Origin of the sequence: Bradyrhizobium sp. USDA 327 (assembly GCF_041262065.1) — a bacterium.
Classification (GTDB): Bacteria; Pseudomonadota; Alphaproteobacteria; order Rhizobiales; family Xanthobacteraceae; genus Bradyrhizobium; species Bradyrhizobium liaoningense.
The window spans coordinates 2038478-2063423 of the sequence record NZ_JBGCCW010000001.1 but is presented as its reverse complement, the minus strand read 5'-3'; the positions used below and the strand labels follow the sequence as shown (position 1 = coordinate 2063423).

The 24946-nt window shown below is 65.5% G+C and carries 27 protein-coding genes and 2 pseudogenes; 15 read left to right on the top strand and 14 right to left on the bottom strand.

The features are described 5' to 3' along the window. From ABIA42_RS09325 to ABIA42_RS09315, 3 genes are read right to left on the bottom strand one after another with little or no spacing between them, the layout of a single operon-like run. Nucleotides 1–777 (bottom strand): ABC transporter ATP-binding protein, encoded by a 777-nt coding sequence (locus ABIA42_RS09325; protein ID WP_271526137.1) that lies wholly within the window; start codon nucleotides 775–777, stop codon nucleotides 1–3. Beyond that, nucleotides 777–1628, bottom strand: coding sequence for an ABC transporter permease (locus ABIA42_RS09320; RefSeq protein WP_271526138.1), 852 nt, complete (start codon nucleotides 1626–1628; stop codon nucleotides 777–779). The genes ABIA42_RS09325 and ABIA42_RS09320 overlap by 1 nt, the downstream gene beginning before the upstream one ends. Beyond that, the gene (locus tag ABIA42_RS09315) at nucleotides 1612–2616 is read right to left on the bottom strand and encodes an ABC transporter substrate-binding protein (protein ID WP_370114072.1); all 1005 of its coding nucleotides are present in this window, start codon (nucleotides 2614–2616) and stop codon (nucleotides 1612–1614) included. The genes ABIA42_RS09320 and ABIA42_RS09315 overlap by 17 nt, the downstream gene beginning before the upstream one ends. Before the next feature lie 196 nt (nucleotides 2617–2812). Between ABIA42_RS09315 and ABIA42_RS09310 the strand changes: the two genes are divergently transcribed. Both ABIA42_RS09310 and ABIA42_RS09305 read left to right on the top strand, forming a co-directional pair. Next, nucleotides 2813–3523, top strand: a complete 711-nt coding sequence (locus ABIA42_RS09310) for a GntR family transcriptional regulator (RefSeq protein ID WP_370114074.1) — start codon at nucleotides 2813–2815, stop codon at nucleotides 3521–3523. A gap of 3 nt (nucleotides 3524–3526) precedes the next feature. Continuing rightward, a complete protein-coding gene (locus tag ABIA42_RS09305) occupies nucleotides 3527–4276 on the top strand; it encodes an aspartate/glutamate racemase family protein (protein ID WP_370114076.1) in 750 nt (249 codons plus the stop codon). Here ABIA42_RS09305 and ABIA42_RS09300 read toward each other — a convergent pair whose 3' ends face one another. Then, complete coding sequence (locus tag ABIA42_RS09300; RefSeq protein WP_370114078.1) at nucleotides 4277–5656, bottom strand: amidase; 1380 nt, start codon at nucleotides 5654–5656, stop codon at nucleotides 4277–4279. It lies immediately after the preceding gene. Nucleotides 5657–5744: 88 nt separating this feature from the next. Between ABIA42_RS09300 and ABIA42_RS09295 the strand changes: the two genes are divergently transcribed. From ABIA42_RS09295 to ABIA42_RS09280, 4 genes are read left to right on the top strand one after another with little or no spacing between them, the layout of a single operon-like run. Beyond that, entirely contained in the window at nucleotides 5745–6839 is a 1095-nt protein-coding gene (locus ABIA42_RS09295) for an ABC transporter ATP-binding protein (protein ID WP_271526142.1), read from the top strand. Between the two features lie 30 nt (nucleotides 6840–6869). Beyond that, nucleotides 6870–7916 (top strand): ABC transporter substrate-binding protein, encoded by a 1047-nt coding sequence (locus ABIA42_RS09290; protein WP_370114080.1) that lies wholly within the window; start codon nucleotides 6870–6872, stop codon nucleotides 7914–7916. Between the two features lie 3 nt (nucleotides 7917–7919). Next, nucleotides 7920–8783, top strand: a complete 864-nt coding sequence (locus ABIA42_RS09285; protein WP_370114082.1) for an ABC transporter permease — start codon at nucleotides 7920–7922, stop codon at nucleotides 8781–8783. Then, nucleotides 8783–9598 carry an ABC transporter permease gene (locus tag ABIA42_RS09280; RefSeq protein ID WP_370114084.1) on the top strand — a complete coding sequence of 272 codons (816 nt, stop codon included), beginning with the start codon at nucleotides 8783–8785 and terminating at the stop codon, nucleotides 9596–9598. Before ABIA42_RS09285 ends, ABIA42_RS09280 begins: the two co-directional genes overlap by 1 nt. Here the strand turns inward: ABIA42_RS09280 and ABIA42_RS09275 are convergent, their stop codons facing one another. Then, a complete protein-coding gene (locus ABIA42_RS09275) occupies nucleotides 9599–9934 on the bottom strand; it encodes a hydroxyisourate hydrolase (RefSeq protein WP_271526146.1) in 336 nt (111 codons plus the stop codon). Between the two features lie 26 nt (nucleotides 9935–9960). Between ABIA42_RS09275 and ABIA42_RS09270 the strand changes: the two genes are divergently transcribed. Next, complete coding sequence (locus ABIA42_RS09270; protein WP_370114086.1) at nucleotides 9961–11157, top strand: MFS transporter; 1197 nt, start codon at nucleotides 9961–9963, stop codon at nucleotides 11155–11157. Beyond that, nucleotides 11138–12505 carry an amidase gene (locus ABIA42_RS09265; RefSeq protein ID WP_370114088.1) on the top strand — a complete coding sequence of 456 codons (1368 nt, stop codon included), beginning with the start codon at nucleotides 11138–11140 and terminating at the stop codon, nucleotides 12503–12505. The genes ABIA42_RS09270 and ABIA42_RS09265 overlap by 20 nt, the downstream gene beginning before the upstream one ends. 129 nt (nucleotides 12506–12634) lie before the next feature. Here ABIA42_RS09265 and ABIA42_RS09260 read toward each other — a convergent pair whose 3' ends face one another. Together ABIA42_RS09260 and ABIA42_RS09255 are read right to left on the bottom strand one after the other, a co-directional pair. Further along, nucleotides 12635–12889, bottom strand: a complete 255-nt coding sequence (locus tag ABIA42_RS09260) for a hypothetical protein (RefSeq protein ID WP_271526149.1) — start codon at nucleotides 12887–12889, stop codon at nucleotides 12635–12637. After that, nucleotides 12886–13440 (bottom strand): helix-turn-helix domain-containing protein, encoded by a 555-nt coding sequence (locus ABIA42_RS09255; protein WP_370157129.1) that lies wholly within the window; start codon nucleotides 13438–13440, stop codon nucleotides 12886–12888. Before ABIA42_RS09255 ends, ABIA42_RS09260 begins: the two co-directional genes overlap by 4 nt. A 712-nt stretch (nucleotides 13441–14152) precedes the next feature. On the opposite strand from ABIA42_RS09255, the pseudogene ABIA42_RS09250 reads away from it, so the two are divergent. The 6 genes and pseudogenes from ABIA42_RS09250 to ABIA42_RS09225 all read left to right on the top strand — a co-directional run. Then, nucleotides 14153–14800, top strand: a pseudogene (locus ABIA42_RS09250) (PAS domain-containing protein); the annotation flags it as partial. Between the two features lie 271 nt (nucleotides 14801–15071). Beyond that, entirely contained in the window at nucleotides 15072–16064 is a 993-nt protein-coding gene (locus ABIA42_RS09245; protein WP_370157128.1) for an ATP-binding protein, read from the top strand. After that, nucleotides 16061–16732, top strand: a complete 672-nt coding sequence (locus ABIA42_RS09240) for a response regulator transcription factor (RefSeq protein ID WP_271526152.1) — start codon at nucleotides 16061–16063, stop codon at nucleotides 16730–16732. Before ABIA42_RS09245 ends, ABIA42_RS09240 begins: the two co-directional genes overlap by 4 nt. A gap of 106 nt (nucleotides 16733–16838) precedes the next feature. Beyond that, nucleotides 16839–17216 (top strand): response regulator transcription factor, encoded by a 378-nt coding sequence (locus ABIA42_RS09235; RefSeq protein WP_194388129.1) that lies wholly within the window; start codon nucleotides 16839–16841, stop codon nucleotides 17214–17216. Between the two features lie 170 nt (nucleotides 17217–17386). After that, nucleotides 17387–17989, top strand: a complete 603-nt coding sequence (locus ABIA42_RS09230) for an FUSC family protein (protein WP_370157127.1) — start codon at nucleotides 17387–17389, stop codon at nucleotides 17987–17989. Between the two features lie 7 nt (nucleotides 17990–17996). Next, nucleotides 17997–18224, top strand: coding sequence for a hypothetical protein (locus tag ABIA42_RS09225; protein WP_370157125.1), 228 nt, complete (start codon nucleotides 17997–17999; stop codon nucleotides 18222–18224). On the opposite strand, the pseudogene ABIA42_RS09220 reads toward ABIA42_RS09225, so the two are convergent. From ABIA42_RS09220 to ABIA42_RS09190, 7 genes and pseudogenes are all read right to left on the bottom strand, one after another. Then, nucleotides 18209–18430: pseudogene (locus tag ABIA42_RS09220) on the bottom strand (triphosphoribosyl-dephospho-CoA synthase); the annotation flags it as partial. The gene ABIA42_RS09225 and the pseudogene ABIA42_RS09220 overlap by 16 nt on opposite strands. A gap of 11 nt (nucleotides 18431–18441) precedes the next feature. Then, nucleotides 18442–19122 carry a malonate decarboxylase holo-[acyl-carrier-protein] synthase gene (gene mdcG / locus ABIA42_RS09215; protein ID WP_271526158.1) on the bottom strand — a complete coding sequence of 227 codons (681 nt, stop codon included), beginning with the start codon at nucleotides 19120–19122 and terminating at the stop codon, nucleotides 18442–18444. Then, nucleotides 19097–19819: a biotin-independent malonate decarboxylase subunit gamma gene (gene mdcE, locus ABIA42_RS09210; RefSeq protein ID WP_370114095.1), complete on the bottom strand. Its 723-nt coding sequence runs from the start codon at nucleotides 19817–19819 to the stop codon at nucleotides 19097–19099. Before mdcE ends, mdcG begins: the two co-directional genes overlap by 26 nt. Beyond that, nucleotides 19806–20744 carry a biotin-independent malonate decarboxylase subunit beta gene (locus ABIA42_RS09205; protein WP_271526160.1) on the bottom strand — a complete coding sequence of 313 codons (939 nt, stop codon included), beginning with the start codon at nucleotides 20742–20744 and terminating at the stop codon, nucleotides 19806–19808. The genes mdcE and ABIA42_RS09205 overlap by 14 nt, the downstream gene beginning before the upstream one ends. Then, nucleotides 20741–21058, bottom strand: a complete 318-nt coding sequence (gene mdcC, locus ABIA42_RS09200) for a malonate decarboxylase acyl carrier protein (protein ID WP_370114097.1) — start codon at nucleotides 21056–21058, stop codon at nucleotides 20741–20743. The genes ABIA42_RS09205 and mdcC overlap by 4 nt, the downstream gene beginning before the upstream one ends. 9 nt (nucleotides 21059–21067) lie before the next feature. After that, nucleotides 21068–22714, bottom strand: coding sequence for a malonate decarboxylase subunit alpha (mdcA, locus tag ABIA42_RS09195; protein ID WP_370114099.1), 1647 nt, complete (start codon nucleotides 22712–22714; stop codon nucleotides 21068–21070). Between the two features lie 173 nt (nucleotides 22715–22887). Next, the gene (locus ABIA42_RS09190; RefSeq protein WP_028179439.1) at nucleotides 22888–23673 is read right to left on the bottom strand and encodes an alpha/beta hydrolase; all 786 of its coding nucleotides are present in this window, start codon (nucleotides 23671–23673) and stop codon (nucleotides 22888–22890) included. Between the two features lie 730 nt (nucleotides 23674–24403). Here ABIA42_RS09190 and ABIA42_RS09185 point away from each other — a divergent pair. After that, nucleotides 24404–24931, top strand: a complete 528-nt coding sequence (locus tag ABIA42_RS09185; protein WP_370114101.1) for a hypothetical protein — start codon at nucleotides 24404–24406, stop codon at nucleotides 24929–24931. The last annotated feature ends 15 nt before the right edge of the window (nucleotides 24932–24946 follow it).

Sequence of the window (24946 nt, the reverse complement as noted above, 5' to 3'; positions counted from 1 at the left end):
TTACGACGCCTGCGCAAGGCGCGTCGACTCCTCGCGGATCAGGGACAAGATGTGGCGCTTTGCGTCGTTGAACTCGGGGCTGGTGATATCGCGCGGGCGCGGCAGGTCGAAATTGACGGCCTCCCGGATCCGGCCCGGCCGCCTGGTCATCACCACGATCTTGTTGCCGAGCACCAGCGCCTCGTCGACACTGTGGGTGACGAATACGATGGTGCAGCGGCGCTTCTGCCAGATCGCGACCAGTTCCTCCTGCATTTCGAGCTTGGTCTGGGCATCCAGCGCCGCAAACGGCTCGTCCATCAGGATGACGCTCGGATTCATCAACAGTGCGCGGGCGATGCCCACGCGCTGATTCATGCCGCCCGACATTTCGGAGGGATGGTGGTGCTCGAAACCGCGAAGGCCGACGAGATCGATGAACTCCATGGCGCGCTGGTGCCGCTCGGCCTTGGCGACGCCCTTGAGCTTGAGATGAAAGGCGATGTTGTCGATGGCCGTCAGCCACGGCATCAGGGTCGGCTGCTGGAACACCACGCCGCGGTCCGAGCCGGGTCGCTCCACTTGCTTGCCATCCACCAGCGTGCGGCCGGAGGTCGCCTGCTCGAAGCCGGCGATGATGTTCAGGAGGGTCGACTTGCCGCAGCCCGACGGGCCGAGCAGGCAGACGAAATCATTGGCCTCGATGTCGAGATTGATGTTGTCCAGCGTCAGCAGGTCGCGGCCGCGCCGCTTGTCGGAGAACACCTTGACGATGTTGCGAAGCTCGATTGCCGCCATCAGCCCGCCCTGCCCTGCACGGTGGTTGTCTGCTGCCAGCGCAGCGTGCGCGCCATGATGGCCTTGAGGCCGAGGTCGGAGAGATAGCCGAGCAGCCCGATCGATATCATTGCCGCGAGCACGATGTCGTAGCGCAGGAAGTAGTAGGAATCCCAGAGCACGTAGCCGAGGCCGCTCTTCACCGCGACCATCTCGGCCGTGACCGTCAGCATCCAGGCCGAGCCGACCGCGATGCGCAGCCCAGCGAAGATCGAGGGCAGCGCCGCCGGCAGCACGATGTCTGTCAGCATCTGTCGGCCGTTGGCACCCATCATCGCGCCCGCCCGCACGAGATTGTGGTCCACGGTCTTGACGCCATGGATGCTGTTCATCAGCACCGGAAAGAATGCGCCGAGGAACACCAGGAAGATCGCCGGCTTGTCGGCAATCCCGAACCAGATGATCGCGAGCGGAATCCAGGACACCGGCGGAATCGGGCGCAACATCTGCAGTGTCGGCTCCAGCGTCTTCTCGAACAGCCGGGACCAGCCGATCGCAACCCCGGCAAGGATGCCGAGCAGGCTTGCCAATGCAAAGCCGCCAAAGACGCGAAGAGCGCTGGCGAGCGCATCACGCAGCCAGTGCCCGGAATAGGTCTGCGTGGTCTCGTCGAAGCCGAACACCCAGTCGCCGAGCGCATGCAGCACCGCACTCGGCGCCGGCAGCAGCGCGGGCGGAAGCATGCCACTGCGGGCAAAGGCCTCCCAGCCCGCAATCAGCAGCGCGGGTACGATGAGGCGTTCGAGCCCCTGGAACGCCCGCGTCAGCCGGAACGTCGGCCTCGCGGGCGAGACGTCAGTAACCGAGGTCATTCTTGGCCTTTCCCGTGGCCTTTTCCAAGAACGAATAGTCCATGTTCTTCTCCGCTTCCGCGGAGACGTCCTTGGAGATGTACTTGAGGTCGCGCATCATCGCCGCGATCGCCAGAGTCTGCGAACGATGGATCGCAGGATCGGGCGAGGCATTTTTCAGCGCCTCCGTCGCGACCGTCTTGTCGAGACCGGTGAGCTTGTTGATGACGTCGACCCACGGCGCCTTGTCGGCGATCAGCTTGTTGTCGAGTTCGACCACGGCGCTGACAACGCTCTGGACGCCGGCGCGCTGGCCCGCGATCACGTCGGAGCGGGTGACGATCAAATTGGTCAAATTGCCTGCGGCCTGTTCATACGGCAACACGAAGTGCTTGCCGGCACCGGCGAGCCGGATCTGCGATGCGAACGGCTCGACCGAACAGATCATGTCGACCTCGCCGCGCTGGAGTGCTGCGAGATGGTCGGACGGATTGGGAATGTTGATGAACTGGATGTCCTTGTTGGGATCAACGCCCTGCTTGAGGAACGCGCCGCGCATGTGAATGTCCTGCGCGTTGCCGCGGGAGGCCGCAACCTTCAGCGGCTGGCCGTCGCTCTTCGCCTTCGCAACGGTCGCCTTGAACGTGGCCCAGTCCTCGGGCGGCAGGCTCAGCTTCACGGAGGACAGGCATTCCGAGCCGCCATTGATCTGTCCGGACACGGCGACGACATCAAAGCCTTTGTCGAGCGCGGTGATGTAATGGAGATATGTGACCTGCGCGACGTCGATACTCTTCGATATCAAGGCGGTGAGAACGTCATTCCCCGAGTTGAAGCCGGTGGCCTCGACCTCGACGCCCTTGGCCATGCCTGGGATCAGCGACATCGGCAGGCAGTGCGCGCATTTGGCGTAGCCGAGCTTGATCTTCGCCGTCTGCGCCGAGGCGAGATCGCTTCCGCCCAGCATTGCCGCCATTGCCACCAGACCCAGTCGCAAACTCGTCCGCATCGCTTACTCCGCTTCGAAGGCGCGATATTCGCGCGTTCGCACGATCATCCGCCGCCCTTCGCCGCAACGCAATCCACTTTCTGCATGCTGCATACAATTTGCGCGCTATGCCATTGTTTTCAGCTAGATACGTCGATAATTTGGGCAAGCAAAGGAGCCGGAAACGGCTAAGATCAACGTGATAAGCGAGGCACGCGTGCAGCCAAAACCGGAAGCGCCGAAGGGACGAAAGTCGCCCAAACTCAAGCGGATGGGCCTGCACGAGCGTGCCGCGGCGCGGATGCGGACGATGATCATTCGCGGCGAACTGCCGCCGGGTTCGCAGACCCAGGAGACTTGGCTGTCGAAGGAGCTCGGCGTGTCGCGCACCCCCTTGCGTGAGGCCATGAAAGTGCTTGCCGCGGAGGGCTTGATCGAGCTTCGCCCCAACCGCAGCCCGCGCATTGCCGATATCGCGGCGGAGGACATCTCGGAATTGTTCGAGGCGCTCGCCGGTATCGAGCGGCTCGCCGCCGAGCTCGCTGCGGAGCGCGCGACCGAGCGCGACCTCGCCCGCCTGCGCACGCTTCAGGCCCGCATGGAGGGTCATCACCGCAGCGGCAAGCTGGACGACTATTTCGCCATCAACGGCGAGATCCACAACGCCATCGTCCGCATGGCGCGCAACACGCCGTTGCGGGAAGCTCACGAAACGCTGATCTCCAGGGCCGAGCGTGCGCGATATCTCGCCCTCGGCGCCGACCGGCGCTGGAGCAATTCGGTCGACGAGCACGCCGATATCCTGGCCGCGCTCGAAGCGCGCGACGGCGAAGCGGCCGGCCGCCTGCTCGGCGCGCATGTCGCGCGTACCGGCACGGCCCTGCTCGAAGTCCTCGCCGCCTCTCAAGCCAAGCGGACGGCGGCCTGAGCCATGAAGCTGCTGTTGCTCAACCCGAACACCAGCGCCGAGGTCACACACCTGATGATGGGTGTCGGGCAGCGGGCGGTCTCGCCCGGGACGGAGCTGATCCCCTGCACCGCGACCCGCGGCGTGCCCTATATCGCGACGCGCACCGAGGCGCAGATCGGCGGGGCCATCGCGCTGGAGATGCTGGCCGAGCAGCACGGGACGGTCGATGCCGCGATCATCGCGGCCTTCGGCGATCCCGGCCTGTTCGCCGCGCGCGAGACCTTCGACATTCCCGTGGTCGGCATGGCGGAAGCGGCGATGCTGACCGCCTGCATGGCCGGGCGCCGCTTCGCCATTGTCACCTTCGCCCAGGCGCTTGGTCCCTGGTACGAGGAGTGCGTCCGCGCCCACGGGCTGTGGGAGCGCTGCGCCGGCATCCGCATGCTCGATACGCCTTTTCAGGCCATCTCCGAGGTCGGCACCGAGAAGGAGGACGTGCTGGTTGATCTCGCCCAGCGCGCCATCGTCGAGGACAAGGCCGATGTGCTGATCTTTGCCGGGGCCCCGCTCTCCGGCCTCGCCCAGCGAGTCGCCCACCGGATTCCCGTTCCCGTGGTCGATCAGGTCGTCGCCTCAGTGAAGCAGGCCGAGGCGCTGGTGGCCCTGTGTCTGCGCAAGGCAACGGCGGGCACGTTCCGCCGGCCCGCCGCCAAACCGACCCTTGGCCTCGCCGCTGCGCTCGCCGCCCGGGTCGAGCATCGCGACAGCTGATCAGAAAGGCGGCCGGCGATGCGAAAAACCCAGTTCGTTCTCGAGAATGCGGCCGAAGGCAAACAAGCGGGATTCGCCGCCTGGCGGCGCGATGATCTGGATGCCGAAGGGCAGTTCGCCCGCGTCTCGTCGTACCGGCATGGTCAGGACCGGAAAGCCGACCAGCGACACGATGAAGGTGACCGCGAGATAGTCGATCGGCGTCTCCAATGCCGCCCCGTCAATTGCGGTGACATCGCTGATCTCGTTCGGCCAGGGGAAGACGGACGCGGCTGGCGCAATCAAGAAATCGGTACGGATGAACAGCTCGCGAAAGCTGCGATAGATGGCGGTGCGACGCCGTTCGGCGTTGAGGTAATCCTGCGCGGACAGTTTCGTGCCGGCCTCGATATTCCATATCACCGTCGGAGTGAGTTCCGCACGCCGGGTCCTCAGCAACTCGCCATAGCTGTTGGCGATGTGCACAGCGCGCAGCATGCGGAAGGTTTCGACCGCGCCACTACAATCGGGCGAGGACGGCACGACGTCGGCAACCCGGGCCAGCGCCTCACACGCGGTGTTGAAGCGCGCGCGAACGTCGCGTGCGACCGGTGCAACACGGAAATCGGGTGTGACGGCGATCCGGGCACGTCCCGCGTTCGACCAATCGTCGCTGCCGAGACGGGTCGATACGGGGTCGCGCACATCGCTTCCCTCGCACACGGACAATGCAAGCGCGAGGTCATCGACACCGCGGGCCAGGAATCCGTGGGTGGCGAGCATGTCCCAGCCGAGCGGTCGGCGCGGCGACGGAATGCGGCCGGGCGTCGGCCGGATCGAGGCGACGTCGCAGAAGCTTGCGGGCGTGCGCACCGAGCCGCCGAAATCGGTGCCATGCGCCAGCGGCGCCATGCCGGCCGCGACCGCGACGGCAGAGCCGCCGGACGATCCGCCGGAGGTCAGCGCGAAATCGTAGGGATTGCGCGTCGGTCCGCACATTCTGTTGGTGCAGACCGCGCCGAAGCCGAACTCCGGCGTGTTGGTCTTTCCGAGAACAATCGCGCCGGCGCGACGCAGCCGCGCGACCACGAGATCGTCCTCGGCCGGAACGTAGTTGCGGAACAGGGCCGATCCATAGGTGGTCGTCAGCCCAGCGGTGTCCGTAAGGTCCTTGATCGCAATGGGCACGCCGTGCAACGGACCGGTCGGCGCAGGCGCTTCATCGCAGATTTGCGCGGCGCGACGGGCCCCCTCTGCGTCGATCGTGACGAATGCCGCCAATTGCACGTCACTGCGCGCAATCCGTTCGAGATGGGCATCGACCACCTCTCGCGAGGACAGTTCGCGCTTCGTGATGGCGCGAGCGATGGTTGTGGCGGAGAGATCGCAAATCGATGTCATCGAGCCACCATGCCAAAACCCACGCCGAAAAGCGACAGGCGCGGGCACGAGACTTGCTTTCTCCTCTGGGGCAACGGGAGGCAACACCATGGCTGATGCGCCAAGCGGACGTTCGCTCGTCGTCGACGCGGTCACCCACCGCTATCCGAGCGGCGCGCTTGCGGTCGAGAACATCAATCTCGACATCAAGGGTGGCGAGATCATCGCCTTGCTCGGCCCGTCCGGCTGCGGCAAGACAACGCTCTTGCGCATCATCGCCGGCTTCATCGCGCAGACGCAAGGGCGGATCATCATCGGCGACGACATCGTAGACACGCTGCCGCCGAACCGCCGCGCGGTCGGGATCGTGTTCCAGAACTACGCGCTGTTTCCGCACCTGTCGATCAGCGAGAACGTCGCTTACGGCCTCGCCGCCCGCGGCATCGACAAGGCGACGCGCCAGCGCGAGGCGCAGCGCCTGCTGGAGCTGGTGCAGCTGCCTGCAATGGCCCAGCGGCTGCCGCGGCAGCTCTCCGGCGGCCAGCAGCAGCGCGTCGCGCTGGCCCGGGCGCTCGCGATCAAGCCGTCGGTCCTGCTACTCGACGAGCCCTTTGCCGCGCTCGACAAGAATCTGCGGCTCGACATGCAGATCGAGGTCAAGCGGCTGCAACGCGTTTCCGGCATCACCACGCTCATCGTCACTCACGACCAGGAAGAGGCGCTGTCGATGGCGGACCGCGTCGCCGTGCTGAGCCACGGCAAGCTCGAGCAGTTCGGCACACCATCCGACGTCTACGACCGGCCGCAGACCTTGTTCGTCAACACCTTCGTCGGTTCGACCAACCGCATGCCCGGCGTGGTGGTCTCGGCGGACCGTACCGCCGCCAAGATACGCCTCGACGCCGGCACGGAGATCATCGCGCGGCCCGCCGGCGGCGCGCTCAGCGAAGGTGGCCGCGTCACCGTCTGCATCCGTCCCGAACATCTGCAATTCGTCGGCGACGAGACCGGCTTTGCCGGCGTCGTCGGCATGTCGCTGCCGCTGGGAGCCACTGTCGTGCACGAAGTCACCACTGCCGACGGCTCCGGCGTCAAGGTCTCCCAGGCGCGCATCGGCGAGACGCGCGCGCTGGAGAACGGTGCCGCGGTGCGCCTCGCACCGCTCGCGCCGTCGCTCGCCAACGCCTTTCCCGCAACGCTTTGAAATGCAGTCATAGTCCAAACGGAGTTCGACATGATCCTCAACCGCCGAAGCCTGCTGACCACCGCCCTCACACTCGGCGCCATGAAAGCGTTTCCCGGACTGAGCCTCGCCCAGGCCCGCCCACTGGTGTTTGCGACCTTCACCGGAAGCTGGGAGGAAGCCCACAAGGCCGTGCTGGTGCCAGCCTTTCGCAAGGCGAACGCGGACGCCGCGATCGTGCTCGACCCGATGCTCTCGGTCGACCAGATCGCGAAGGTCAACGCCGCCAAGGCCAATCCGCCGATCGATGTCATGCTGCATGATCCCGGCCCTGCACTCGTTGCCATCGGCCAGGACCTGGTCGAGCCCTATCCGGTCGAGAAAAGCGCCCATTACAAGGACCTGATCGCCGAGGCGCAGGAGCCGATGGGCCCCGCCCCGTTCTTCCAGGTCGTCGGCCTCACCTACAATCCGGAAGCCGTCAAGACGCCGCCGACGTCATGGGCCGATCTCTGGAAGCCCGAGTTCAAGGGCCGCGTCGGCATCACCAACCTCAACTCGACGCTCGGCACCGGATGGCTGGTCGAGATCGCCAAGATGCGGGGCGGCTCGGAAGCCAATGTCGATCCCGCCTTCAAGGCGCTGGAGGAGCTCAAGCCCAATCTCGCCGCGGTCGCCGCCAATCCCGGCGCACTCGCGACCCTGTTCCAGCAGGGCCAGATCGACATCTCGCCCGGCAACTTCAACGCCATCCAGATCCTGAAAGCGCGGGGCGTGCCGGTCGAGTTCGTGGCGCCCAAGGAAGGCGCCATCGCCTTCAAGACCACGATCCACATCGTCAAGAACTCGCCCAACCGCGAGCTTGCCTTCAAGCTGATCGAGGCCGCGCTGACGCCGGAGGTGCAGACCACGCTGATGAACCCGCCCTATCTGATCGTGCCGACCAATTCCAAGGTCACGAAGGGCGGCGAGATCGCGCGCGTGCTGGCCAAGGACACGGCCGAGCTGAAGAAGAAGTTCGTGTTCCAGGACTGGAGGAAGATCAACGAGCAGCGCTCGGCCTGGATCGAGCGCTTCAACCGCGAAATCAAGATCTAAGCCATGGGTGCAGCACCGGCATCACGCGATGTGACATCCTACGGGATGGGATTGGCAGCGCCGCTGGCGCTGTTCTTCCTCCTCTTCTTCGTCGCGCCGCTGCTGCAATTGTTCTGGCTCTCGCTGCACAACGACACGGCCGGGCCCCACTGGGGGCTCGGCCAGTACCTGCACTTTCTCACCGATCCATTCAGCCTGGGCGTGCTCGGCTCGACGCTGCTGCTGGGCGCCGAGGTAACTGCCGTCTGTCTCGTGCTCGGCTTTCCCATCGCGTGGCTCTATCAACGAGTCGGACCAAAGCTTCAGACCATCATCATCCTGATCGTGCTGTTGCCGCTTTTGACCAGCGTAGTCGTCCGCACCTTCGCCTGGATCGTCATCCTGGGCCGCCAGGGCATCATCAATGCGACACTGCAATCGCTCGGGATCATCGATACCCCGTTAAAATTGCTCTATACACAGTTCGGCGTGGTGATCGCGCTGGCGCAGGTGCAGATGCCGCTGATGACGCTGCCGCTGATCACCGCGCTCGGCCGCATCGACCCCAATCTCGACGATGCCTCCTGCTCGCTAGGCGCTGGAAGCTGGCGCACCTTCTTCCGTGTCGTGCTGCCATTGTCATTGCCCGGCGTAATCGCCGGCTGCACGCTGACCTATGCCGCCGCGATCACCGCCTTCATCACCCAGTCGCTGGTCGGCGGCGGGCAGATGCTGTTCATGCCGATGTATCTCTATCAGCAAGCCTCCACGCTCCAGAACTGGCCGTTTGCGGCGGCGATCTCGATCATCTTCCTGCTCGCCGTGCTCGCGGTCGTCTCGGTCTTCACCACGCTCGGCCGCCTGTCGCGCGGCTATGGAGGCGCGTGATGAGCGGCCGCAGGCGTACCCTGGAAGCCCTGAGCTTCGAGCTGGTCATGACCGTGACCGCGGTGATCGCGCTGATGATCATCATCGCGCCGTCGCTTGTCGTTCTGATCGTCTCCTTCACCAGCGGCTTCTCGCTGCGCTTCCCGCCGCCCGGCTATTCGCTGCGTTGGTACGCCGAATTGTGGAATGCCTGGCAGCTGCATTTCGCGGCGAAAAATAGCCTGATCGTGGCGTTATGGGCGACGGGCCTCTCCGTCGTGCTCGGCGTCGCGGCGGCGCTCGCAATCTCGCGGTCGCGGACGCTGTCCGCACGGCTGCTCGATTTCCTCTTCATGTCGCCGCTGGTCTTGCCGGCGCTCGCCTTCGGCCTTGCCGCCCTGATGCTGTTCTCGCTGGTCGGCCTGCCGGTGTCGCCGCTGACGCTGGTGATCGGACACACCGTGGTCTGCGTCCCCTATGTCGTGCGCAACACGGTCGCGGCCCTCGCCCAGCTCGAGCCGACCCTGCTCGAAAGCTCGGCCGTGCTGGGGGCAAGCCGTCTCTACACGTTCCGCCGCATCGTGCTGCCGCTGATCCGGCCCGGCATCATCGCCGGCGCCTTCATCGCCTTCATGTCGTCCTTCGACAACGTGCCGGTGTCGCTGTTCCTGCGCGATGCCGCGACCGACATGCTGCCGATCCGGATGTGGCAGGATCTCGAAGGCAAGCTCGACGTTACCATCGCCGCGCTCTCCGGCGTGCTGATCATCGCCACCATCGCGCTGGTTGCGATCATGGAGCGCGTCACCGGCCTGTCGCGGCGGCTGACGAACTGATCAGGCACCGCGAAACAGCGAGTAGCCCCAGCGCGTGAATTTCAGCGGCAGATGAAAATGCTCGTCAACGTTCTTGATGCGGAACCGGAACGGCGTCACGGTCAGGAAACCGTCGCTGTCGCCAAAGAACTCGCCGAGATGAAACAGCACCTCGTACTCGCCGGCCGTCACGCCAGCGCCTTGCGCGACGGGATGATCGAGCACGCCGTTGGCGCCGAGCCGCCCGTCGGCGATGCGCGCGGAGTCCGGATCGATCCGCCAGATCTCGACGCGCAGCCCCTGCGCCGGCCGCCCGCTCGCCACATCGACCGCGTGAATGGAAATGCCGCCTGCCACGTTGTTCCTCCCATGAGCAAGCCGCGATGGTAGACGGAAACGCGGCCGTTCGGCCAGCACCCGCATTGCTGCCGGCCCTTGGCGCGATGACCTTGCTGCAGGCCCTCGTTGCGTTTGCCTTGTTCGCGCCTGGCGTGGTCGCGCCGCGCGCCCATATCGAGGTCTGGCAGCTCTCGATGTTCTCCTGCGCTCTGTTCGCCGTTGGCATCCCGGCCTCGTTCTGGGGCGGCGGCTTCATCGCGCGGGCCGGCTCGCTGCGGATCGCGAGCCTGTGCGCGGCGGCCATCGTCGTCGCCATGGCGCTGGCCACGCTCGGATCGACCGCCGCCCTGCTGGCCGCGGGCATCTGTCTTGGCCTTGCGATGGGGCCCGAGACACCGGCGAGCGCGGCGCTGCTGGCGCGGCTCGTGACCGCCGAGCGGCGCACCTTCGTGTTTTCGGTGCGCCAGACCGGCAACCAGATTGGCGCTGTCTGCGGCTCGCTGGCCCTGCCCGCGATCGCCATCGCGTTCGGGCCGGCCTGGTGCTATGCTGTGGTGGGCCTCTGCGCGCTGCTGGCGATCGTTCTGTTTGAATGGTTGCGGCCGGCCTACGCCGTCAAGCTCGTCCCGCCCCCGAAGCTCGATCTCCGCGCGCGGCTGGCGCTGATGACCGCGGACCGGCGCATCGCGATGCTGGCGCTCGCCTCGATGCCGTTCAGCGCGATGCAGGTATCGCTCAACACGGTGTTCGTCACGCTTGGCACCCGTGAACTCGGCCTCAGCCATATCGAGGCCGGCATGGCGCTCGCCTGCGCGCAAGCCGGCGGCCTCGTCGGCAGGCTCGGCTGGGGATTTGTGGCGATGCGGCTCGATGCTCCGCGTATGGTGCTCATCGTCATCGGTCTCGGCATGGCCTTCTGCGCCGCGCTGCTCGGCCTCGACGGCGGATCGCTCAGTCGCACCTGGCAGTTCGCGATTGCGGCGCTGTTCGGCTTGACGGCGTCGGGCTGGAACGGCGTCTTCATTGCCGAGATCGCCCGCCTCGCCCCGCAAGACCGGATCGGCGAAACCACCGGCGCGGTGCTGACCGCATCCTATGCCGGCCTGCTGGCGGCGCCCGCGCTGGTTTCGATCCTGGATGGTGTCGCGAGCCTCGGCGTCGCTTTCTTCGCCTTGGCGTGCCTGGCCCTCTGCGGCACGGTGGCCCTGATCTGGGGAGGCCATGACAATGCCAGCACATAATGCCCGCGGGATCGCCGCCGATGTCGCGGCTGGACGGACGAGCGCCGTCGAGACTGCAAAGGCCGCTCTCGGGCGCATCGAGACAGCCAGGAAGTTGAACGCGGTCGTCACGATCGATCCCGCACGCACGCTGGCCGACGCTGCGACGGTCGACGAACGCCTGCGTGCCGGCGAGGCGATGCCGCTCGCCGGCGTCCCCGTCATCGTGAAAGACAACATCTGGGTCGGCGGCTGGCGTGCGACGCAGGGCTCGCGCCTGTTCTGCGATTTCATCGCACCGCACGATGCCATCGCGATCGAGCGCCTGCGCAGGGCCGGAGCGGTCGTCGTCGGCATCGGCGCAACGTCCGAGTTCGCCTGTAAGGGCGTCACCACCTCGCCGCTGTATGGGCCAACGCGGCATCCCCTCGATCCCGCGCTGACGCCCGGCGGCTCATCGGGCGGCCCGGCCGCGGCCGTCGCCGCCGGCCTCGTGCCGCTCGCGATCGGCACCGATGCGGGTGGCTCGAGCCGCAGGCCGCCAGCCCATGTCGGGGTCGCCGGCTTCAAGCCGTCCTATGGCGCGATCCCCTATGGGCCAGGTTTCGCCGAGCCCTTCTTTGGCCTCTCAGTCATCGCGCCGATCGCAGCTGATGCGGCCGATATCGCACTGGCGTTCGAAGCCATGGTCGGCGCCGATCCGCGCGATCCGGATTCTGCCGTCGTTGCGCTGCAGGCCGAAGACATCGGCGGTCGGCGCATCGCGTTCTCGCCGCGCCTTGGCCTCGATGTCGCGATTGATGACGTCGTCGCGAATGGGCTCGCCTCCGCCATCGACCGCCTTTCCGCGGCAGGTTTGTGCATCACGCAACGCGATCCCGTCTGGCCGGCAGGCGCCACGGAAGACGCCATCATGCCGCTTCAGCATGCGGGTCTCGCGGCACTCTATGGCGACTCCTTCCGCAAGGATCCCACCATCTTCGATCCCGACATCGCCAGGCAGATCGAGCGAGGTCTCTCCTGGTCGGGTGCTGAGGTTGCCGGAGCGCTGCTCGCGAGCGCTGCGATCGCCAATGCCTTCGCGGCTTTCTTCACCGAAGTTGACCTCTTGCTGACGCCGACGGTGCCATGCGTCGCGTGGCCGCTCACGCAGCTCGGCCCGGACATGATCGGCGGAAAAGCCGCGAGCCCGCGTACCCACGCGGTGTTCACGCCGTTTATCAATCATGCCCACCTGCCCGCGATTTCGATTCCGTGCGGAACGGATCGGTGCGGACTTCCATTTGGCCTTCAAGTCATCTCCGCGCGCGGACAAGACCGCTCGCTGCTTAGAGCAGCGCAAGAGATTGAGGCCATCCTGCGAGTGTAAATCCTGCCGTCACTGAGCGGCACATCGACCTCGAACACCTGCTCGCCATGCGCATCTCGGAGCGCTCGGCCATGATGGGCCCGTCGAGCCGACTGCGGAACCGCTCGTATCAGTCCAATGCCTTCTGTTTCAAGGCTGCGGGATCGCCTCCTCGATCGACCGGTCCATCAATGCATAGTGCGCGATGCCTCCGACAATAGTCCTGCAGAAGTTCAGAGTGAAGCGACCGTAAAGAGCGCCTAACCCGGATCCCGAGGATGCAAAGCGATAGGAGGCACCGAGGACACGAGCGATCTCGAACAATCCCATGAGCTCGTGGTACACCAGCGCCGACTGAATGCCGAGCAGCGGCAGCAACAGGGCCTGCATACCGATGCCGTTCATGACGCCCTCGCTTCGGGGCGCGGCAGCGGCAGAAATTGCGCAAGATGAGCACTCCTCCATTGATATGGCGTATTGCCAGCGAAGCGCTTGAAGACTGTCGTGAAATGAGCCTGGGTCTGGAACCCGACGGTCAAGGCGATGTCGACGAGCGAGATGTCCGGCCGCTGCAGCAATTCCTGAGCACGCTCGATCCGCCGCTTCAGCAAATATTCGTGCGGCCGCATGCCGACGGCCGCCCGGAACTGCGCGGCGAAGTGCATCCGGCTGAGGCCGGCAACGGCGGCCAGATGCTGCAAGGTAACCTTCGCCTCCAGATTGTCGTCGATGTATTGCATGACGCGCTTGAGGCGCCATTTTTGCAGCGACCGCACCGCCCGGCAGGCGTGCCCTGCGCGGTCACTCTCGGCCGGCTCGGACTGGCCTCGTCCGACCGTCGTCCCCCCGCTGGCCTTGCGGGTCAGAATGGCCAGGCGCAATGCGTCGACGAGAATGGCGGAATGGGGATTGTGCATGGCTTTGGTTGCCGCGAGGGCATCCGAGAGGCGCCGCATCACCGGGTCCCGCGCTTCCCTCCGCACCCGTCTCCCGATCAGACTCCGCGGACGCGTGCGCAAGGCGTTTTGCCGACACCCTGAAGCTCGGCCCGCCACTGGCAGATCCCTGCACATCCGGTGCTGGTGGCTCAATGGCCAGCGCAACATCCAGATGCACGAGAGAGAGCATCACCGCCTCCTCGCCGGAGCGCGGCGAACGTTTCGATGACCGCAGCTGCGGGCCGTCGATGGGCAAGACGTCCATTGCGGCGGCGACATGATCCTTGGCATTTTGCGAGTATGATATCTGCAGCGACATCGTCGAGGCTCCTTGTCCCATTTCGCACCAGCAATGCCTGGCCGGCTTGTCCGAATGCTATGGGAGCAGAGTAGTTCGGCGATCCGCGCGCTCCATTCTACGCGCGGGTGCATGGATAAGGTCTCGGGTTAATCGCGTCATACGTTGGTATGACCCCCGGGCGAGAGGGCGGGCGGAACACTCCGCCCCACGCTCGAGCCCTGAAGCTCCCCCTGCCTGCGGTAAGTTGACGCGTCCGCGATCGGCAAAATCGCCGATAAGCCTGGGAAATCTCCGTGTCGCCGCCCGCGCCGGATCGACTATCCACGGGGTCTTCCAAGAGGGCACGAAAATCGGCTGGCGGGATATTGTGGGCGCGATCAAATCGCGGCATCAACGCGGCTGCAATGAGAAGAAACCCCGCCTGCGACGATGACGAACCTTGATCGGCCCACGGGTTCATCCATGAGCCGCACCGGCCTGCGGTTCTGGTCCGCCGTCCTCGCCTTCGCGGTCTTCATGGTCGACGTGCTGACGCCGCTCGAAGGTGCGGTCGCGGTTCTCTACGTCGTTGCGATCCTGCTCGCGGCGAGGACGAACCGGCGCAACGACATCATCGTCGCCGCGATCGGCTGTGCCGCCCTGACGATCACCGCGTATCTGTTATCGCATGATCACGAGCCCATCGGCTCACCGGCCCTTCGTGCCCTGGTGAGCCTAGCGGCCATCGCAATCACCACGCTGCTCGCGCTCCAGAATCATGCCGCAACCAATCGCCTGGCGGCGCAGGCTCGCCTGCTCAACCTCTCGCATGACATGATCTTCGTCCGGGATCGCGCCGGCGTGATCAATTTCTGGAACAAGGCTGCGGAACAGACCTACGGCTGGACCACCGACGAGGCACTCGGGCAGATCGCCGACAAGCTTCTGCGAACCAGCTATCCCGACCGGAGGGAAGTCATCGAGGCCACCCTGCTCGATACCGGGCGATGGGAAGGCAGGGTTGAGCAGCGCACGAAGGACGGTGCCATACTCGCGGTCGATGCCCGCTGGGCCCTGCAACACGACCATCTCGGCAAACCCGTTGGCGTGCTTGAAACGCACACCGACGTCACGGACCACGTGGCGGCGCACAGCGCACTGGTGCAGAGCGAGCAGCGATACCGCCGAATGTTCGACGCAAGCCGTATCGGCGTCGTAGAGGAAGACTGGAGCGGACTACGGACCGCGCCTGCATTCGCTACCGACCCGAGGGGCGGACCTGCGCGAATATCTGGCACGACATCCCGATTTGGTCCGCCATGCCCGTGGGCTTGCCAGAATTACCGACGTCAATCCTGCCCTGCAGAAGATGGCGGGGGCAAGCAGCTCTGCGGCCTTCATCCAGAACGTGGACAAGCTGCTGGGCGAGAACGATCGCAGTTTCCTCGACGCGCTGGTGGCATTCGCGGAAGGAGAGCAGTTCCACGAAGGGGAGAGCGAGCTCGTGCGCCTCGACGGACGCAAGGTCCCCGTGCTGTTCACGATCACCTTTCCGCCTCAATCCGACGAAGATCATAACGTCCTCATCTTCGTCGTCGACATTACCGAGCGCCGGCAGGCGCAGGATGCGCTGCTCGCGGCGCAGGTCGAGCTCGCTCATGCTGCACGCGTTGCAACCCTCGGCGAGCTCAGCGCGTCAATTGCGCATGAGGTGAACCAGCCGCTGGCGGCGATCGTCACCAGCGGCGAGGCCGGCCTGCGGTGGCTGCGGCGCGACGTCCCCGATCTCAAGGAGGTTACGACGACGATCGGCCATGTCGTCGCTCAGGGCCGCCGCGCCAGCGAGATCGTGACCCGCATCCGCACCTTTCTGAAGAAGGCCCCGCCCCAGCGGGATATGCTGCAAATCGGCGAGATCATCGAGGAGGCGACTGCGCTGGTTGCGCGCGAACTCGCCAAGGACCAGGTCACCCTCACCGTCGAGTCGCAGCACGATCTGCCACCGATTCGCGGCGACCGGGTCCAGCTGCAACAGGTCCTGGTCAATCTTCTGATCAATGCCGGCCAGGCCATGGCAGGCCAGCCCGGTTCCCGCACCATCACGCTGCGCGCCGGCAGCGAGGACAGCGAAACCCTCGCCATCATGGTACAGGATAGCGGCCCGGGCATCCAACCTGAGGACCTGCCGCGCCTGTTTGATCCGTTCTTCACGACGAAGGATGGCGGAATGGGCATGGGGCTTGCGATCTGCCGAACCACGGTGGAAGCTCACGGCGGCCGGTTGTCGGTGGCGAGCACTCCGGGCTCGGGAACGACATTCCACCTGACATTGCCATTTAGCCAAGAACACGCCCTGCCATGACCCGACCCAACCAGGCGCAGCCGCCGGCCCAGCCCTCCAACGCAATCGTCATTGTCGTCGACGACGACGCCGGCATCCGCGCCTCGCTCGACAGCCTGTTCCGATCCGTTGGCCTCCAGACGCGCCTGTACGGCTCGCCCGCCGAATTGCTTGCCGGCTCGCTGCCCGACGGTCCCGGCTGCATCGTGCTGGACGTCCGCCTCCCGGGCGTGAGCGGGCTCGATCTGCAGAGCCAGTTCGTCCGGCAGGGCATCAGCTATCCGATCATCTTCATGACCGGCCACGGGGACATTCCGATGTCGGTGCGTGCCATGAAGGCCGGCGCCGTCGACTTTCTTTCCAAACCGTTTCGCGACCAGGACATGCTTGATGCCGTGACCGCGGCGCTCGAGCGCGATGCGCAGCACCGTGCCGAAGCCGCGGCCAAGGAGGACATCCGCGCCCAGTACGAGACCCTGACGGCGCGCGAACGCGAGGTGATGGGCCATGTCACCGCCGGCCTGATGAACAAGCAGGTGGCGGCCCTGATCGGCCTCAGCGAGATCACGGTCAAAATCCACCGCGGGAACGTCATGCGCAAGATGGGGGTTAGGTCATTGGCCGACCTCGTTCGCAAGGCCGAGGCGCTCGGAGTTTCCCAAACCCGCAGGACTACGGACCAAACCTGAGTATAATTTCGGCGGTCCGGCCCCCGGGTGCATAAGGCGTTATCGGCCGCGCAACGGGAGATATCCTCCTTGCCTTGCGGAACACCGCGGTCAGGATTGAGCGCAAATGGCCAAGACCCCTGTGATTGCAATTGTGGACGACGACGAAGGCGTTCGCGCTTCGCTTGCGAGCCTGGTGCGTTCGCTCGGCTACGAGGCCGATGCCTACGAGTCCGGGCTGGACTTCCTGCGGCATGCGCCGGGAGACGATCCCGCATGCATGATCGCCGACGTGCAGATGCCGGTCATCACGGGCGATGAGTTGCAGGCCCAGTTGATCGCCGCTGGCCGCCGTTTCCCGATCATCTTCATGACGGCTTTTCCAAGCGAATCCGTGCGCCAGCGCGTAATGGCCGCGGGCGCGCATTGCTTTCTCGGCAAGCCCTCCAGCGGCGATGAGATCATCCGCTGCCTCGAAGAGGCGCTGGCAGGCCACGCGCCGTAGCCTGTCTGTCCCTCCCTTGCGCAATGGCTCTCGTCCCCAACCAGACGTGCATTCCGGCAACTAGGTTGGTGGACCGGAAATACCGGCAGGAGCTGCAAACCTCATAGTCGTTTTCGACTTTCTCGACTTCGGCCGGGCGGCACGCTCTGCCGAAAAACGGATGAGGCGCGATGCCCGTGAACGCCACCAGTGCTGCCGCGCCGTCCCCGTTGGTCTTCGCCGGCTTCCCGGCAAGCTCCTGGACCTTTGCGCTGCGGATATGGCTGGCGATGCTGCTCGCACTCTATGCGAGCTTCTGGCTCGAGCTCGAATCCCCCTCGTCAGCGGCCTTGACCGTGGCGATCCTGGCTTTGCCGACACGCGGTCAGGGCATGGAAAAGGCCGGTTACCGGCTGCTCGCGACGGCGATTGGGGTCATGGCATCGATTGCGATCGCCGGCGTGTTTTCTCAGACCGACGGCCTCCTGCTCGCCGTGCTCGGCATCTGGGTCGGGCTCTGCGTCTATGTCGCCGCCATGCTGGACGGCAATCGTGCCTATGCGGCGGCGCTCTGCTGCATCACCGTCGCCCTGATCGCCATCCAGCAGATCGACACGCCGCTCCAGGTGTTTCCGACCGGCATCGCGCGCGGTGCCGCCATCGGCATCGGGGTGCTTGCGGTGGCGCTGGTCAACGAGGTGCTGGCCGCGCCGGACTATCATCCGGTACTGGCAGGTCGCATCGAGGCGCTGTACGAACCGGGTCAAGGCCCTCACGCACGGTACCGACCGTGACTCCGCGGTGGCTGCGGCGAGCCTGTTGCACGACATCGCTGCGATACGTCCGGAGATCGCCAGCCTTACGACGGAATCGAGCATCGGCACGGCACGGACCGCGGCCGCGCGTTCCGCGCTGGTCGACCTCGTCAGCGTCCTCTCCCTTGGGCGCATGCTCGCGGCGCTCCCGGTCACGTCCGCCCGCAGCCGCCCCATGCCGCAGCCGCGCGCGCCTGCTTCGGCCAGGCGCTGAAGATGGGGCTCGATCGCCGCGGCGCTGCGACGGAACGTGCCGGCATCCATATCATCGTGACTGCCATTGTCGATATGACTCACGAGCCCCGGCTTCGGCCAGGTTTCCAGCTCCTCGACGAGGCAGCGGGCGGCGATGGCGCCGATGGCGGAAACGTCGGGCCCGATGCGTGACCGACGCTGAACCGACCTTTCCAAACCTCGCATGGCCGCGGTGATCATGATCCCCTCGCTCCGGAAATGAATCGATCCCTGCCGAGCAGGATCACGCTCCCGATGCTTTTCACCAGAAGCTCGCTCCCGCCGCCGTGGAGCTCGCGCCAGTTCACTGCAGCACCATCCGCGCGCATCAGTTCGCCATCGATCCGCATCGGCGCTTCGTTCTCGATCGCAGCCACATCGGCAACGAAACGATCGACGTCGGTTTCGCCGCGAATCTCGAACAGCACATCGAGGTCCGATCGGTCTGTCACGTAGTCGAGCCCGGTCAGCGATTGCCAGGCCAGGCTGCCGAAGACGCGCGCGTCCACCGAGTGACGAAGCTCCAACCGGTCGAGCCGGTCGAGCGTCGGCCACCAGTTGCGCGGCGCGTAAGCGCGCGCCTGCCGCAGCGACGGCGGCCTCGCCACCGAGACGACGTGGTCGATATCAACCAGGAGCGAGATCCGCTTCTTGCCGGCCGAGGGCGGCAATGGCAGGCCCAGAGCAAGACCGGCTTCCTCGCATGGCAGAGCGCGCCGCCTGATCGCCGGCCAGCCCATTTTGGACCAACGTGCGACCAACGCATCGGTAGCGAGATCGCCGCGCGCTTCCAGCATCGCCCGCCACCCTGCCGGGCTGACGAAGACGAGGTCATGACGACCCGGTGAACGCTCACCGTGCTTGCAGGGCCAAGTCACGCACACGCTCCGCAATATCAGCGGCCTTCAGCCGGCCACCACGCGCCTTACCGAGCGCATCCCGCTGGTCTCGCGCGGCCGGCATGTCGGCCAGCAGCGCCTCCAGTTGATCGGCGAGCGAGGCATCTTTGCTCCATGTCATGTGAACCGCGCCCATCTGCACGAGATTGGACAGCCCCGGCGCGAACACCGGCGTCGACTTCGCCTTCTCCTCGAGCGCTTCCATCGACAGCTTGGTGACCTTCGCCATCGACGGCAGGTCCATCACTGCAGGCTGTGCACCGGGCAATCCGATCAGCACGCGGGTTGCAAGTCCCGTCGCGAGCAGAGCGCCCGCCGCCGAGTGACCGTAGAGAAGGCCGATGGTGGGGCGGCCGTTCATGTCCGCGTGGATCAACACTTTCGCCAGATGCGCGAGGAATTCGTTCAGCCCGAGCAACTCGTCGCGCTTGCTCATGCGCTGGCTGTCGCTATCGACGAGCACCAGGATCGGGCCAGAGTCCCGGCCGATCGACGCCAGGACATGGCCGGACAATCTGATCGCCTCGTCGACGCCCAGTGCGGTTCGATCCGCGACACCGAGGACGAGCATTTTGTCGCCGCGTCGCAGCGTCGCCGAGCCGAGACGGACGCCTTTGTCGTTCCTGATCTCATGGCCCTTTGGAAAGAGCGAGGCGAGAATGTCATCGAGCGTCACGGCTGGTCCTCCCCATCCTGTCGGCGAGCGCAATGAACTGATCGGCCGGCAGCTCCGGAACCGTTTCGGCATGCGCGATGCCTTGCGCCGTCCAGATGTCGACGGCATCGAGGCAGGCGCCGTAGCGGCTTAGCCGGTCGGCAAGCCGCTCCTGCTCTGCCTTCAAGCTGTCGAGGCCGAACGGTCCGATCAGACCCAGCAGTTCCAGCGCGGCCTCGCGGAACTCCTGCACATTGTCATCGGCAAAGACGTCGGCGGCGCCGAGCAGGCGGCGATGCTTGCCGCCCATGGTGCGCCAGACCAGCGCGCGGTCGCGGGAGTCGAACTCCTCGACGCCGCGATTGGTCTCGATGACTTCGGGGCCGGACACCGCAATGCGCCCAGGTTCAGACACGGCGAGTGCCGAGCAGCAGCCCGCGATCAACCCACCGCCGCCGTAGCATCCGGACCGGCCGCCGATCAGGCCGACCACCTTCACGCCGGCGCTGCGCGCCTCCATCACCGCCCGCATGATCTCGGCAATGGCGAGCTCGCCGGCATTGGCTTCCTGCAACCGGACGCCGCCGGTGTCGAACAGGATCAGGACGGGGATCGATGCGATCTGGCGCGCCGCGCGGAGTAACCCGATCAGCTTGGCGCCATGCACCTCGCCGAAGGCGCCGCCCATGAAACGGCCCTCCTGTGCGGCGACGAACACCGGCGAGTCATCGAGGCGGCCATGGCCGACGACGATGCCGTCGTCGAACTGCTCGGGCAGATCAAAGATCTTCAGATGCGGACTGACCTCGCGCTGCTCCGGACCGATGAACTCGACGAAGCTGCCGGCGTCGAGCAGCAACTCCAGCCGCGTGCGGGCCGACGCCTCGTAGAAGCTGGTGCTGCGGGCGCGCTCGGCCGGTGTGACGTCCTTGAGTGGTGCGGTCATTGGCCGTTCTCCGTGATCAATCGCACTGCCTGCGCCAACCGAAGCGAGACCGTATCGGGGCGCGCGCCACCGTCATTGATCGAGAATCTCAGCCCGCCGGGCGAATAGCGCTCGACGAAATCGCCGATTACGGCGGTCCAGACCTCGCCGAAGCCAACCGCCGCGGTCTTGATCTCGATGGCGCATTCCGCATCCGGCAGGACGCGTTCCACCAGCACCTCCAGATTGCCCGAGGCGACAACGCCGACGATCGCGCTCTGCCTGGTGCCGCCGGCCCTGGTGTGAACGCTGTGCTCAAACCTAAGATCTTCCATGACCTCTCCTCACCAGTTCCTGAATTTCGACGGCGGCGCGTAGAGCCCGCCTGACCAGCGCACGAGATCCTTGATCGAGCGCGCCGCGAGCAGGCTGCGATCCGCATCGAGCGGATTGATGCCGAGATCCTCCGGGCGCCGGATCACCCCGCGTTCGCGCAAGTGCGCGACCATGCCGTGATCCCGCCGACGGCCGACGTCGGTGTAGCCGGCAACGCCGCGAATGGCCTGCTCACGCTCCTCCGCGGTACGGCACAGCAGGAGGTTGGCGACGCCCTCCTCGGTGACGATGTGCGTGACGTCGTCGCCATAGATCATGATCGGCGCGAGCTCGAGCTCCAGCTTCTCCGCGAGCTCGATGGCATCGAGCTTCTCGACGAACAGCGGCACGTTCTTGTCGCCGAACGTCTCGCCGATCTGCACCACCAGCTTGCGGCCGCGGCGCATCAGGGAGGAGCCATCAGGATCAGCCTCCGCCCCGGCCTTCAGCCAGGGCTCGCTCGGATGACGCCGGCCGCGCGCATCTGCTCCCATGTTCGGCGCGCCGCCGAACCCGGCGATGCGGGAGGTGGTGACGGTCGACGAATTTCCCTGCAGATCGATCTGCAACGTTGAACCGATGAACATGTCGCAGGCATAGAGCCCGGCGGTCTGGCAAAAGGCGCGGTTCGAGCGCAGCGAGCCGTCGGGGCCGGTGAAGTAGACGTCGGACCGGGCGCGGATGTAGTCGTCCATGCCGACCTCCGAACCGAACGAGTGAATCTGCCGGATCCAGCCGGATTCGATCGCGGGAATGAGTGCGGGATGCGGGTTCAGAGCAAAATGGGTCGCGATTTTGCCCTTGAGGCCAAGCCGCTCGCCGAAGGTCGGCAACAGGAGCTCGATCGCCGCCGTGCTGAAGCCGATACCGTGATTGAGCCGCTGCACGCCATAGGGAGCATAGATACCCTTGATCGCGAGCATCGCGGTCAGGATTTGTCCCTCGGTGATCGCGGCCGGATCGCGCGTGAACAGCGGCTCGACGAAGAACGGCTTGTCGGACTTGACGACGAAGTGGACGCGATCCGCCGGGATGTCGACCCGCGGAACCTGCTCGACGATCTCGTTGACCTGGGCGATCACGATGCCGTCCTTGAAGGCCGTTGCCTCCACCACGGTCGGCGTATCCTCGGTGTTCGGACCGGTGTAGAGATTTCCGTCATGGTCGGCGCTGACGGCAGCGATCAGCGCGACGTGCGGCGTCAAGTCGATGAAGTAGCGTGCGAACAGTTCGAGATAGGTGTGGACCGCGCCCAGCTCGATCTTGCCGCCGAACAGCATGCGCGCGATGCGGGCCGATTGCGGCCCGGAATAGGCATAGTCCAGCCGCTTCGCGACGCCGCGGTCGAACAGATCCAGATGTTCTGGAAGAACGACGCCCGACTGCACCATGTGCAGATCGTTGACCCTGGAGAGATCGACCGCGAGCAGCGCGCGACTGAGCAGGTCGGCCTGTTTCTGGTTGTCGCCTTCCAGGCAGATCCGGTCGCCCGGCCGGATCACAGCCTCGAGCAGGCGCGTGGCATTGTCCGCTTCCACGACTTTGCCGTGGGCAAGCGCGGCACCTGCAGCGATGCGGGCATCACGCGTGGCGCGGTTGTTCTGCCAGCTCGTCATGGCCTTTGCTCCTTGACGCGCGTCAGGTCGCGAACCGGTCCTCGACTTGCGCTGGTCTTCTCGATCACGCTCATGGAATTCTCCGAGGGTGGGCAGTCAGGCCGGCGGGAGTGCTGCCTCTCCCGCCGGCCCTCCGTTCACCGGCCGTGCGTCAGGACCGGCAAAATGCGGCGTCAGCGGGTGACCGGTTGATCGATGCTGCGCGCTGCGCGCGTGATGACCGCCGCCACTTCCTTGGGATGCGACTCGTAGACCGAGTGGCTCGCGCCCGGGATCACCGTGGTGTGGCTCTTGGCACGCTCGTAGTACCAGCGCTCCAGATCGGGATTGATGATTTGGTCGTCGCCGGCAACGATGCCCCAACTCGGCTTGGTCTTCCACGCAGCCGCCGTCAGTGGGGTGCTGAACACCTGTGCCGCGGCCAGGACCTGGGAGCGTGCCACGAACTCGGCGCGCTCACGCGGCAGATCGGGCGCGAACAGTTTCGGGAATTGCACGGGATCGAGATAGGTGAACTTGTCCGGCGTGACCTTGATGACGCCCTCGGTCTTTCCAAGCACACTCGGCGTCTTCTTGCCGAGCGCCGATTCATCCTCGCCGACGTCGGGGGCGTGCGCGGCGACGTAGACGAGGCCGGCGACTTTGGGATGGACGCCGGCCTCGGTGATGATCGAGCCGCCATAGCTGTGGCCGACGAGGAGTGTCGGACCATCCTGGAGATCGAGAATCCGCTTCGCCGCCGTGACGTCGTCGGCGAACGACGTTTCCGGCTCCTGCACCATGGTCACGCGGAAGCCTTCCTTGCTCAGGATTTCGTAGACCGGCTTCCAGCCGGACGCATCCACCCAGGCGCCGTGGACCAGGACGATGTTCTTAACGGGTTCCGCACGCGCCGGGGCGACGCTCGCGAACAGGGAAAGGGCTGCAGCAAAGGCGAGACCTGCGTTGAGGTGTTTCATGTCGGGATCACTCCGGGTTGGAACGATGCGACACTACGTTGGCCGCTTGCCTGCGTATTTCGGCAAACACCGGCCCTTGCCACTTCGCACGCCGGGAATTATCGGCCCCAGCGCTGACCCAGCTCACTTTCCAGTTTCTCTGATGGCACGATCTCGTGCGCGTGCAAAGCAGCCGACGTTCACAAGCGAAAGACGGCGCGTATCGGTCCTGTCATTCGAGGCAGACGTTCGCTAGCGACACGAAGGATCGACAATGACATCGAATTCACTCATCCGGATTGCAGCTGCCACTATAATCCTCCTGCAGGCGGCATCCCCGGCTCGTGCTGCGTCCTGCGAAGATTCGATCGGGCGTGTCCAGGCACAGCTGGACGCCGCGATTGAGAAGAATGCCGGCGCACATGGCTGGAGCCCGGAGAGCCTCGATGCACTGCGCGGTCATCAGCCCACGCCACGATCGCTGGCGCAAGCGGAAGGCGCGAGCGGAGTTTACCTTCGACTCGCGCTCGATGCCCTCGACCGCGCACGCGCCGCGGACAGCTCCAGCGACATCGCCACGTGCCGCCGGGAGCTGTCCGAAGCAAAGCGACTGCTTCGGAAGGGGCCCCAATGATCCCGGGGTGGATGGCTTTCGATCGTGCGGCCAGACAGCAGGACGTGCATTCAGGGAATACCGGCACGCCGGCCGCTCCCTATCGTTCCGCACACATGAAAGAATCCGGAGCAGCCCATGCGAGAACAGCTCTCATTGAACAGGTTCGGATGCCGCCGATTTGCATCGATGCATCTGGGCGTGGCGCTCGCAACCAGCCTGATTTGGCTGATCCCGGCCGCGGTGAATGCGCAGATGACGCTGCCGACGACGCTGCCCCCTGTCGGCATGTCTGCAACCTCGCCGCTCAACCTCGGATCCACGCGGCCTGAAGGCATTCCGCTGGGCTCGACCGAAATCGCCACGCCCGGCGTATCCCCGATCACCCCTTCGCAAGCAATGACGAACTGCCCCCTTTCAGGGAATACCGGATCGTCGGGAGCCCTGTTTGACGGCGGCGGGCTCTCCGGAAGCCAGTCACTCGGCTGCTCCGACGGCACGACAACCCAATCGGCCTTGCCTCCCTCGACATCGACGGTCGGACGCGTCGGGATTCCGCTCGGATCCACCGAACTCGGCGGCGCCGGAATCAGTCCGTCCCTGCCGGTGCCCGGCCCTGCCCCCATGGGCAACACGAATTCAATCAACGGTTCCGGCAATCCCTGAGATCAAGAAGGACCA

Coding starts and splice junctions, on each gene's coding strand:
- ABIA42_RS09325 (WP_271526137.1), bottom strand. CDS start 777: ATGGCGGCAATCGAGCTTCGCAACATCGTCAAGGTGTTCTCCGACAAG.
- ABIA42_RS09320 (WP_271526138.1), bottom strand. CDS start 1,628: ATGACCTCGGTTACTGACGTCTCGCCCGCGAGGCCGACGTTCCGGCTG.
- ABIA42_RS09315 (WP_370114072.1), bottom strand. CDS start 2,616: ATGCGGACGAGTTTGCGACTGGGTCTGGTGGCAATGGCGGCAATGCTG.
- ABIA42_RS09305 (WP_370114076.1), top strand. CDS start 3,527: ATGAAGCTGCTGTTGCTCAACCCGAACACCAGCGCCGAGGTCACACAC.
- ABIA42_RS09300 (WP_370114078.1), bottom strand. CDS start 5,656: ATGACATCGATTTGCGATCTCTCCGCCACAACCATCGCTCGCGCCATC.
- ABIA42_RS09295 (WP_271526142.1), top strand. CDS start 5,745: ATGGCTGATGCGCCAAGCGGACGTTCGCTCGTCGTCGACGCGGTCACC.
- ABIA42_RS09290 (WP_370114080.1), top strand. CDS start 6,870: ATGATCCTCAACCGCCGAAGCCTGCTGACCACCGCCCTCACACTCGGC.
- ABIA42_RS09285 (WP_370114082.1), top strand. CDS start 7,920: ATGGGTGCAGCACCGGCATCACGCGATGTGACATCCTACGGGATGGGA.
- ABIA42_RS09280 (WP_370114084.1), top strand. CDS start 8,783: ATGAGCGGCCGCAGGCGTACCCTGGAAGCCCTGAGCTTCGAGCTGGTC.
- ABIA42_RS09270 (WP_370114086.1), top strand. CDS start 9,961: ATGGTAGACGGAAACGCGGCCGTTCGGCCAGCACCCGCATTGCTGCCG.
- ABIA42_RS09265 (WP_370114088.1), top strand. CDS start 11,138: ATGACAATGCCAGCACATAATGCCCGCGGGATCGCCGCCGATGTCGCG.
- ABIA42_RS09260 (WP_271526149.1), bottom strand. CDS start 12,889: ATGAACGGCATCGGTATGCAGGCCCTGTTGCTGCCGCTGCTCGGCATT.
- ABIA42_RS09255 (WP_370157129.1), bottom strand. CDS start 13,440: ATGCGGCGCCTCTCGGATGCCCTCGCGGCAACCAAAGCCATGCACAAT.
- ABIA42_RS09245 (WP_370157128.1), top strand. CDS start 15,072: ATGGCGGGGGCAAGCAGCTCTGCGGCCTTCATCCAGAACGTGGACAAG.
- ABIA42_RS09240 (WP_271526152.1), top strand. CDS start 16,061: ATGACCCGACCCAACCAGGCGCAGCCGCCGGCCCAGCCCTCCAACGCA.
- ABIA42_RS09235 (WP_194388129.1), top strand. CDS start 16,839: ATGGCCAAGACCCCTGTGATTGCAATTGTGGACGACGACGAAGGCGTT.
- ABIA42_RS09230 (WP_370157127.1), top strand. CDS start 17,387: ATGCCCGTGAACGCCACCAGTGCTGCCGCGCCGTCCCCGTTGGTCTTC.
- ABIA42_RS09205 (WP_271526160.1), bottom strand. CDS start 20,744: ATGACCGCACCACTCAAGGACGTCACACCGGCCGAGCGCGCCCGCAGC.
- mdcC (WP_370114097.1), bottom strand. CDS start 21,058: ATGGAAGATCTTAGGTTTGAGCACAGCGTTCACACCAGGGCCGGCGGC.
- mdcA (WP_370114099.1), bottom strand. CDS start 22,714: ATGACGAGCTGGCAGAACAACCGCGCCACGCGTGATGCCCGCATCGCT.
- ABIA42_RS09190 (WP_028179439.1), bottom strand. CDS start 23,673: ATGAAACACCTCAACGCAGGTCTCGCCTTTGCTGCAGCCCTTTCCCTG.
- ABIA42_RS09185 (WP_370114101.1), top strand. CDS start 24,404: ATGCGAGAACAGCTCTCATTGAACAGGTTCGGATGCCGCCGATTTGCA.